Origin of the sequence: Dietzia sp. DQ11-44 (assembly GCF_014145205.1) — a bacterium.
In the GTDB taxonomy this organism is placed as follows: Bacteria; Actinomycetota; Actinomycetes; order Mycobacteriales; family Mycobacteriaceae; genus Dietzia; species Dietzia natronolimnaea.
Window position 1 is genome coordinate 1 of record NZ_JAALEC010000589.1, and the last position, 9,194, is coordinate 9,194.

The 9,194-nt window shown below is 69.8% G+C and carries 9 protein-coding genes; 6 read left to right on the top strand and 3 right to left on the bottom strand.

Annotation, left to right across the window (positions count from 1 at the left end):
* Nucleotides 1-539, bottom strand: a 539-nt coding sequence (locus G6018_RS13865) for a DoxX family membrane protein (protein WP_182639922.1), incomplete at its 3' end; no start/stop codon positions are given.
* A gap of 181 nt (nt 540-720) precedes the next feature.
* Entirely contained in the window at nt 721-1,422 is a 702-nt protein-coding gene (locus tag G6018_RS13870; protein WP_095717220.1) for an MBL fold metallo-hydrolase, read from the bottom strand.
* 146 nt (nt 1,423-1,568) lie between these two features.
* Here G6018_RS13870 and uvrA point away from each other — a divergent pair, with 146 nt between their 5' ends.
* Nucleotides 1,569-4,607 (top strand): excinuclease ABC subunit UvrA, encoded by a 3,039-nt coding sequence (uvrA, locus tag G6018_RS13875; protein WP_182639923.1) that lies wholly within the window; start codon nt 1,569-1,571, stop codon nt 4,605-4,607.
* A 58-nt stretch (nt 4,608-4,665) separates the two neighbouring features.
* Here the strand turns inward: uvrA and G6018_RS13880 are convergent, their stop codons facing one another.
* Complete coding sequence (locus G6018_RS13880) at nt 4,666-5,076, bottom strand: DUF1844 domain-containing protein (protein WP_095717218.1); 411 nt, start codon at nt 5,074-5,076, stop codon at nt 4,666-4,668.
* A 317-nt stretch (nt 5,077-5,393) separates the two neighbouring features.
* On the opposite strand from G6018_RS13880, the gene infC reads away from it, so the two are divergent.
* The 5 genes from infC to G6018_RS13905 all read left to right on the top strand — a co-directional run.
* Entirely contained in the window at nt 5,394-6,014 is a 621-nt protein-coding gene (gene infC, locus G6018_RS13885; RefSeq protein ID WP_095717217.1) for a translation initiation factor IF-3, read from the top strand.
* A 93-nt stretch (nt 6,015-6,107) separates the two neighbouring features.
* Nucleotides 6,108-6,302, top strand: a complete 195-nt coding sequence (gene rpmI / locus G6018_RS13890; protein ID WP_007630819.1) for a 50S ribosomal protein L35 — start codon at nt 6,108-6,110, stop codon at nt 6,300-6,302.
* Between the two features lie 67 nt (nt 6,303-6,369).
* The gene (gene rplT, locus G6018_RS13895; RefSeq protein ID WP_095717216.1) at nt 6,370-6,750 is read left to right on the top strand and encodes a 50S ribosomal protein L20; all 381 of its coding nucleotides are present in this window, start codon (nt 6,370-6,372) and stop codon (nt 6,748-6,750) included.
* Nucleotides 6,751-6,761: 11 nt separating this feature from the next.
* On the top strand, nt 6,762-7,604 hold the full coding sequence (locus G6018_RS13900) for an RNA methyltransferase (RefSeq protein ID WP_182639924.1): 843 nt from the start codon (nt 6,762-6,764) through the stop codon (nt 7,602-7,604).
* A partial coding sequence (locus G6018_RS13905; RefSeq protein WP_182639925.1) for an ATP-binding cassette domain-containing protein occupies nt 7,601-9,194 on the top strand: 1,594 nt, incomplete at its 3' end. The genes G6018_RS13900 and G6018_RS13905, both read left to right, overlap by 4 nt.

A 9,194-nucleotide genomic window follows, 5' to 3' on the forward strand; every position in this document is an offset into this window, starting at 1 on the left:
CCCGCGATGGCGGCGCCGGCGGCCACGGACTCGGCCTTGGCCCCGGGCAGCTTGGCCGAGACCTTGTCCCCGGCCTTGCGGGCACGCCACGTCAGGCCCGGCTGGCCGGCGGTGTCGACCGATGCGAGCAGGAGCGCACCGAGCAGGGCGACGTCGGTCGCCAGACCGGTGGTCTTGCGTCTCTTGGCGGCGGGGTCGGACTCCGCCCAGAAGTCGTTGCGGGTGACGGTCGTGGGCAGGTGCGACGCCGTGAGGGCGAGGGCCGACAGGCGGGGGGCCTTGCCGAGCGCGAACAGCACACCGGCACCGACCTTGACTCCCGCGAGAGCCTTGACCAGGGTCTCGGTGTCCTTGGTGACCGGCGGCACGGAGGTCGTCACGTGCTCGTTGACGGCCTGCTCGCCCTTCTCCACCAGGGGTGCGGCCTTGTCCACGAGCGGGGCCGCCTTGGCCACATGGGCCTGCGGATTGCGTAGCGTCTCCACGCCGTCGATGACGAACACCGTGGCGAGCATGGGTCGTGCGAGTCGTCGGATCATCGTTCCTCCTGGGAATTGGGATGCGTGGTCGAACCTAGTGAAAACCCCGGCCCGGCGCCTCCGGTCGGAGGATCGTCCCCCGCCACGGACCCTACGGACCTGCGTGATGCGCTGGGACGATCAGCTGTGACGGGGGCCGGATAACGATTCTGATCGGCCGGTCGGTCGGTGCCGTCGGGCGTCACCAGCCGCGCTCTCGCCACGTGCCGAGGTTCGGACGCTCGGCCCCGAGCGTGGTGTCGTCCCCGTGCCCGGGGTGGACCACCACGTCGTCCTCGAGCACGGCGAAGACCCGGGACTCGAGGTCGTCCATGAGGGTGTCGAACTGCTCCCGGGTGCCCGTCTTGCCCGGTCCGCCGGGGAAGAGGGAGTCCCCGGGGAACAGGTGGGTCCCCTCCTCGGTGCGGAGGAGGAGCCCGATGCCGTCCGGGGTGTGACCCCGCAGGCCGATCACCCCGAGGCGCAGGTCCCCCACGACGAGCTCGTCACCGTGGGAGACGTGGCGGTCGGTCGGTACGTGGATGTCCCCGGCGTCACCGGGTGAGGCGATGGTGGTGAGGCCGAGGGCCTCGACGGTCTCCGACAGGCCGATCCAGTGGTCGGCGTGCAGGTGGGTCGTGACCACCTCTCTCACCCCGGGGGCGTGCGCCTGCAGGTGCGCGATGAGCTGGGGGGCGTCGTTCGCGGCGTCGACGAGGAGTGCCGCGCCCGTCGAGACGGACTCGATCACGTAGACGTTGTTGTCCATCTCCCCGACGGAGATCTTGGACAACCGGGCCGGGCCGACGGTCCAGCGCTCACCGGTCAGGCGGCCACCCAGGCGGCCGGAGTAGCCCTCGGTGAGGGTGATGTGCTCGGGGACGGACTCGGTGGGATTCGACATAATTGCAGGCTACTGGCGGCGACGGCGGTTCGTGGTGGTAAGCGTGTCGGGGTTCGTTGGTACCTTCGTCTGCGGGACGGCGGCCATGCGGCGCGCACGGCCACCGCCACGGGTCCGTGGCGACATCCCCCTCGGAAGGAGTACCCATGGTGGACCGTCTGGTCGTCCGCGGCGCACGGGAACACAACCTCAAGGGCGTGGACATCGACGTCCCGCGCGACTCCCTGATCGTCTTCACGGGTTTGTCGGGCTCCGGCAAGTCCTCGTTGGCCTTCGACACCATCTTCGCCGAGGGGCAGCGTCGGTACGTCGAATCCCTCTCCTCCTACGCGCGCATGTTCCTCGGTCAGATGGACAAGCCGGACGTCGACTTCATCGAGGGACTCTCCCCGGCGGTGTCGATCGACCAGAAGTCCACCAACCGGAACCCCCGGTCGACGGTGGGCACCATCACTGAGGTCTACGACTACCTGCGTCTGCTCTACGCGCGGGCGGGTGTTCCGCACTGTCCGACGTGCGGGGAGGTGATCTCGCGTCAGACCCCTCAGCAGATCGTCGACCAGATCCTCGAGGGGGAGGAGGGCGCCAGGTTCCAGGTGCTGGCGCCGGTCGTGCGCACCCGCAAGGGCGAGTTCGTCGACCTCTTCGCCCAACTCGCGGCCGACGGGTACAACCGCGTGCGGGTGGACGGAGAACTCCACACCCTCGCGGAGCCGCCGACGCTCAAGAAGCAGGAGAAGCACGACATCGAGGTGGTCGTGGACCGCCTCGCCGCCAAACCGTCCTCCCGCCAGCGGCTCACCGATTCCGTCGAGACCGCGCTGGGACTGGCGGACGGGGTGATCGTCATCGACTACGTTGACCTCGACGAGGCCGACCCCGGCCGGCGGCGCCGGTTCTCCGAGCACATGGCCTGCCCCAACGGCCACCCGATCGGGCTCGACGACCTGGAACCCCGCGCGTTCTCCTTCAACTCCCCCTATGGCGCCTGCCCGGTCTGCGACGGGCTCGGCTCGCACCTCGAGGTGGACCCCGACCTGGTGATACCCGATCCCGAGCGGTCGTTGGCGGACGGCGCGATCGCCCCGTGGTCGGGGGGCCAGAGCGCCGACTACTTCCAGCAGTTGCTCTCGGGACTGGCCGACGACCTGGGCTTCGACCTGCGCACCCCCTGGCAGGACCTGCCCGCCAAGGTGCGCAAGGCGGTGCTCGGAGGGGCGTCGACGAAGGTCCGGGTGCGGTACAAGAACCGCTACGGCCGGGTCCGGACCTACGACGCCAAGTTCGAGGGCGTCATGTCGTTCCTCAAACGCCGACTGGAGCAGACGGAGTCGGAGTCGCAGAAGGAGCGCTACCAGGGGTACATGCGGGAGGTGCCGTGCCCCGCCTGTGAGGGGACCCGTCTCAAGCCGGAGATCCTCGCCGTCACGATGACCGGCCCCGGCGGGCGTGACCGGTCGATCGCCGACATCTCCCGGATGTCGGTCGCGGACTGCGCCGAGTTCCTGGACGGCCTCGAACTGGACTCCCGCCAGGCGATGATCGCCGGCCGGGTCCTCAAGGAGATCCAGGCCCGCATGGGTTTCCTCCTCGACGTGGGACTGGACTACCTGTCCCTGGACCGGGTGGCGGGCAGCCTGTCCGGCGGGGAGGCCCAGCGCATCCGGTTGGCCACCCAGATCGGGTCCGGTCTCGCCGGCGTGCTCTACGTGCTCGACGAGCCGTCCATCGGTCTGCACCAGCGGGATAACCGTCGCCTGATCGACACTCTCGTCCGGCTGAGGGACCTGGGGAACACGCTGCTCGTGGTGGAGCACGACGAGGACACCATCCGCGCGGCGGACTGGATCGTGGACATCGGACCCCTGGCCGGCGAACACGGCGGACGGGTGGTGCACTCCGGGGACTACGAGGGGCTGCTGGCCAGCGAGGAGTCGCTCACGGGTGACTACCTGGCGGGGCGGCGGTCGATCGCGGTGCCCGACACGCGGCGTGGACTGAACCCGGAGAAGGTCCTCCACGTGCGCGGGGCACGCGAGAACAATCTCAAGAACGTCGACGTGGTGTTCCCGGGCGGTGTGCTGTGTGCCGTCACCGGCGTGTCCGGCTCGGGCAAGTCCACGCTCGTCAACGACATCCTCGCCACCTCGCTGGCCAACCAGCTCAACCGGGCGCGCCAGGTTCCCGGACGGCACTCCCGCATCGACGGGGTGGAGTCGTTCGACAAGCTGGTCCAGGTGGACCAGTCACCGATCGGTCGCACCCCGCGGTCCAACCCGGCCACGTACACCGGGGTGTTCGACAAGATCCGGACGTTGTTCGCGGCGACCACCGAGGCCAAGGTCCGGGGCTACAAGCAGGGGCGGTTCTCGTTCAACGTCAAGGGCGGCCGTTGCGAGGCGTGTCAGGGGGACGGCACGCTCAAGATCGAGATGAACTTCCTGCCGGACGTCTACGTCCCGTGCGAGGTGTGTCACGGCGCCCGGTACAACCGCGAGACCCTCGAGGTGCACTACAAGGGCAAGACCATCGCCGAGGTGCTCGACATGCCCATCGAGGAGGCGTGCGAGTTCTTCGAGCCGATCACCTCGATCCACCGGTACCTCAAGACCCTCTCGCAGGTCGGCCTGGGGTACGTGCGTCTGGGCCAGTCGGCACCCACGCTGTCCGGCGGTGAGGCGCAGCGGGTCAAACTCGCGGCCGAGCTGCAGAAGCGGTCGAGTGGACGGACCGTCTACATCCTCGACGAGCCCACCACGGGTCTGCACTTCGAGGACATCACCAAGCTCCTCCTGGTGATCCAGGGGCTGGTCGACAAGGGCAACACCGTCATCGTGATCGAACACAACCTCGACGTGATCAAGAGCGCCGACTGGGTGATCGACATGGGGCCCGAGGGTGGCGCCGGCGGTGGCGTCGTCGTGGCCGAGGGCACCCCCGAACAGGTCGCGGCGGTGCCGGAGAGTCACACCGGTCGCTTCCTCGCGCAGGTCCTCCCGGTCACGCAGGAGGGCCCGGAGGGATCCCGGACCGTCCCGGCGTCGGTCGATGGTGCGCCCGCCAAGAAGGCGGCGGCGAGCAAGGCCGCGGCCACGAAGGCGCCCGCGAAGAAGGCGCCCGCGAGGAAGACGGCGTCGGACAAGACCGCGGCCAAGGCGGCACGCAAGGCACGGGCCCTGCGCTGACCCGACGCCGGAGGGTGCGACCGTGGCGTCGCGTACCCCGGCGTCGGGCAGTCGGGGGTCAGTAGACGGGGCCGGTGAACTTCTCGCCAGGACCCTCGCCGGGCTCGTCGGGGAACGCGCTGGCCTCGCGGAACGCGCGCTGCAACCCCTGGAGACCATCCCGCACCACGCTGGCCTGCGGCCCGAGGTACTCGGCGGACCCGGTCACGAGTCCGGCGAGCGAGGTGATCAGCTTGCGCGATTCGTCGAGGTCGAGATGCGGGCTCGCGGTCGGGTCGTCGTCGGACAGCCCCAGCTTCTCCGCCGCGGCGCTCATCAGCACGACGATCGAGCGGAAGATGATCTCCTGGGCGGGGACGTCGGCGAGTTCGACGATCTCGACCTCGCGGGCGTCGAGATGGTCCTCGAGAGAACTCTCTGCGGTCGCGTCGGCGGCGGGATCTGTGGACGCGGGGTGGTCGGTGTTCATGCCGAACACTGTCCCACGGGCCGGTCGACTACGGGCGGTCGGACCGGTTTGGGGGTCCCCGGGAATCCTGGTAGAGTTCTGCTCCGACTGTGGGAACCCGCTTAGTGGTGGGTTCCGACGTCCAAGAGGAGTCCGATCTCCCACCATCCGACGCCCCGGGTTGTTTGATGGTCACCACCCCCGACGAGGGGTCTGCGAGCGTATCGCGGAGACGTCTCGTCGACGGGTGAGGAGTGAGAGGCCCCCGGTATCCGTGCCGTGGGGCCTTCTCGGTATCGCCGGTGTGTCCGGTGGTGCCGTGGGTACCTCGAGGGCGGATGCGCGACCGCGCCAGCGGTCGCGGACAGAGCACCATCTACCGAGGAGGGCCCATCAGCGCCGAAGCACGTATCAACGAACGAATCCGTGTCCCCGAAGTCCGACTCGTCGGCCCCGGGGGCGAGCAGGTGGGGATCGTTCGCGTCGAGGACGCACTTCGTCTGGCCCTGGAGGCCGATCTGGACCTCGTCGAGGTCGCGCCCACCGCGCGCCCGCCGGTCTGCAAGATCATGGACTACGGAAAGTTCAAGTACGAGGCGGCGCAGAAAGAGCGCGAGTCGCGGAAGAACCAGCAGCAGACCGTGGTCAAGGAGCAGAAGCTCCGGCCCAAGATCGACACCCATGACTACGAGACCAAGAAGGGGAACGTCGTCCGTTTCCTCGAGAAGGGCTCCAAGGTCAAGGTGACGATCATGTTCCGCGGTCGCGAGCAGTCCCGCCCCGAGCTCGGGTACCGGCTGCTCCAGCGCCTGGCGGACGACATCACCGAGTACGGATACGTCGAGACCAGTGCCAAGCAGGACGGCCGTAACATGACCATGGTCGTCGCCCCCCACAAGGGCGCCAAGACCCGGGTCAAGGCGCAGGAGTCGAAGGTCACCGACCCCGCCTCGGAGTAGGACTCCGGCACCACACCGACCACCGGACGCACGTCGTCCGCTCACCCGAGACCCCGCCGGTCTCCGGGACGAACCATGTGAGGAAGACCGATCATGCCGAAGATGAAGACCCACAAGGGCACCGCCAAGCGTTTCCGGAAGACCGGGACGGGCAAGCTCGTGCGCCAGCAGGCCAACCGCCGCCACATCATGGAGAAGAAGCCCACCAAGCGCACCCGTCGTCTCGACGGTCGCACGGACGTCGCCCCGGCCGACGTCCCCCGCATCAAGCGGCTCCTCGGGCTCTGAGCCCTCTCCCATACGTAGTACTTCCGGTCGCCGTGAGGTGACCACCCAGATCAGTGAGGATTGACCAGTGGCACGCGTGAAGAGGGCAGTCAACGCCCAGAAGAAGCGTAGGACCGTACTCGAGTCCACCAAGGGCTACCGCGGGCAGCGTTCGCGGCTGTACCGCAAGGCCAAGGAGCAGATGCTCCACTCGATGACCTACAGCTACCGTGACCGTCGCGCGCGCAAGGGCGACTTCCGGAAGCTGTGGATCACCCGCATCAACGCGGCGGCCCGCGCCAACGACATGACCTACAACCGCTTCGTCCAGGGCCTCAAGCTCGCGGGCGTCGAGGTGGACCGCAAGGTGCTCGCCGACCTGGCCGTCACCGACCCGGCCGCCTTCACGGCGCTCATCGAGGTCGCGCGCAAGGCCCTGCCGGCCGACGTCAACGCGCCGGCTGCCTGACGTCTGCGAATGTGACGCACAGCACCCTGCCCGGGGAGGGCACCGGACGACCCGCGGATCCGTTCACCGAACGGACACCGCGGGTCGTTTCCGCATCCAAGCTCCACCGCGCGGCCGCCCGACGCAAGGCCGGGCGCTTCCTCGCGGAGGGGGCCAACTCGGTCGAGTCGGCCCTGACGACCGGGGCGGCGATCGAGGTGTTCTGCGGCGCGGACTCGCTCGACCGGTTCGCCACCCTCGTGACCACCGCATCGGCATCCGGGGTCACCGTCTCCGTGGTGACCGACCGTGCGATCAGGGCGCTGTCGGACACCGTCTCGCCCACGGGCATCGTGGCGCTGTGCCGGTCGGTCGTCCGCGGCCCCGGGGACCCGGACGAGGGGTCTGTGCGCCTCGTCGCGGTGGGCCAGGCGCTGGCCGAACCGGGGAACGTCGGCACCCTCATCCGCGTCTCGGACGCACTCGGCGCCGACGCCGTGTGGCTCACCGGGGGCGCGGTGGATCCGGAGAACACCAAGGCGGTCCGCGCCTCCGCCGGCAGCCTCTTCCATCTCCCCGTGGTGCGCGGGATCGCCGAGACGGACCTGGTCGACCGCGCCCACCGGTTGGGCCTCCAGGTCGCGGTGGCCACCGGCGACGGTGAGGTGGACATCGAACACGCCGACGACGTGCTGTCCCGGCCGACCGCGTGGGTCTTCGGAAACGAGGCGCACGGCGTCCCCGACGCGCTGGCCGACGCTGCCGACGTCCGCGTGCGCATCCCCCTCCGCGGGCGGGCCGAGAGCCTGAACATCGTCACCGCTGCCTCGATCTGCCTCCACACCAGCGCGCGCCTGCAGGCCGCCGCCTCGTGACCGCCACCCTCACCGCCCGCGGCCTGGGAGCCTCACGAGGTGCGCGGACCCTGTTCGCCGGTCTCGACCTCGTCGTCGCCGAGGGTGACGTCTGGGGGCTCACCGGACCCAACGGCGCCGGCAAATCGACTCTGCTCCACGCCCTCGCCGGCGCGCCCGACGCCGAGATGTCGGGGACGGTCACCGTCAGCCCACCGCACGCGACGGTGGGGTTCCTCCGTCAGGAGGTGGAGCGCCACGACGACGAGGAGGTGCGCGACTTCCTGCACCGCGCCACCGGGGTCGCCGACGCGCAGGCGCACATGGACGCGCTCGCGCTGCAGATGGCGGACTCGGACTCGGCCGCCGACGCCTACGGCGACGCCCTCGAGCGATGGTTGGCCCTCGGCGGTGGAGACCTGGACGAGCGGATCCCGGTGACCGCCGCCCGGCTCGGATTGGACGTCGCCGTTCTGGGTCTGCCGATGTCGGCGCTCTCGGGCGGCCAGGCCGCCCGTGTCACCCTCGCCGCCGTGCTGCTCAGCCAGTACGAGATCCTGCTGTTGGACGAGCCGACCAACGACCTCGACCTGGCGGGGCTCGCGGTGTTGGAGGACTTCATGCGGACCGAGCGGCGTCCGATGGTGGTGGTCAGCCACGACCGTGAGTTCCTGGCCAGGTGTGTGACCGGGATCGTCGAGCTCGACTCGGCCCAGCGGCAGATCACGGTGTTCGACGGAGGATACGAGTCGTATCTCGCCGAGCGCGCGCTGGCGCGGCAGCGGGCGCGCGAGGCATACGAGGAGTACGCGGGCCGGGTCGGTCAGCTCAAGGACCGCATGCAGACCCAGAAGACGTGGCTCGACAAGGGCGTCCGCAACACCATGCGCAAGTCGGGCGGCAAGGATGCCGAGAAGGACAAGCACATCCGCAACCGGGCCGGCCAGCGGTCGGAGAAGCAGGCCGCCAAGATCTCCCAGACCGAGCGTGCGATGGAGCGGCTCGACGTGGTGTCCGAACCGCGCAAGGAGTGGCAGCTGCAGATGGAGATCGCGACCGCGCCCCGGTCGGGGTCGGTCGTGGCCGTGCTGTCCGAGGCCGTCGTCCGCCGCGGAGACTTCGCGCTCGGTCCGGTGACCCTGCAGATCGACTCGGGGGACCGGGTGCTGATCTCCGGCGCCAACGGGTCCGGCAAATCCACGCTGCTGGGCCTGCTCGCGGGAGATCGGCTCCCGGACACCGGGCGGGTGAGCACGGGAGCCGGCGTCGCGGCGGGTCGCGTCGACCAGGCCCGCGCGGAGTTCGGTGGCCCGGGGCCCCTGCTGGACACGTTCTGCGTGGCCGCGGACCCGGCGGGTCTGGACCCCACCGAGGGTCGGACGGTGCTGGCCAAGTTCGGACTGGGCGGCGAGCACGTCGCCCGGTCGTGCGCGTCCCTGTCCCCGGGGGAGCGGACCAGGGCGGCGCTGGCCCTGCTCCAGCAGCGCGGCGTCAACCTGCTCGTGCTGGACGAGCCCACCAACCACCTGGACCTACCCGCGATCGAGCAGCTCGAGCAGGCCGTGGAGGCCTTCGACGGCACGGTCCTGCTGGTGACCCACGACCGGCGGA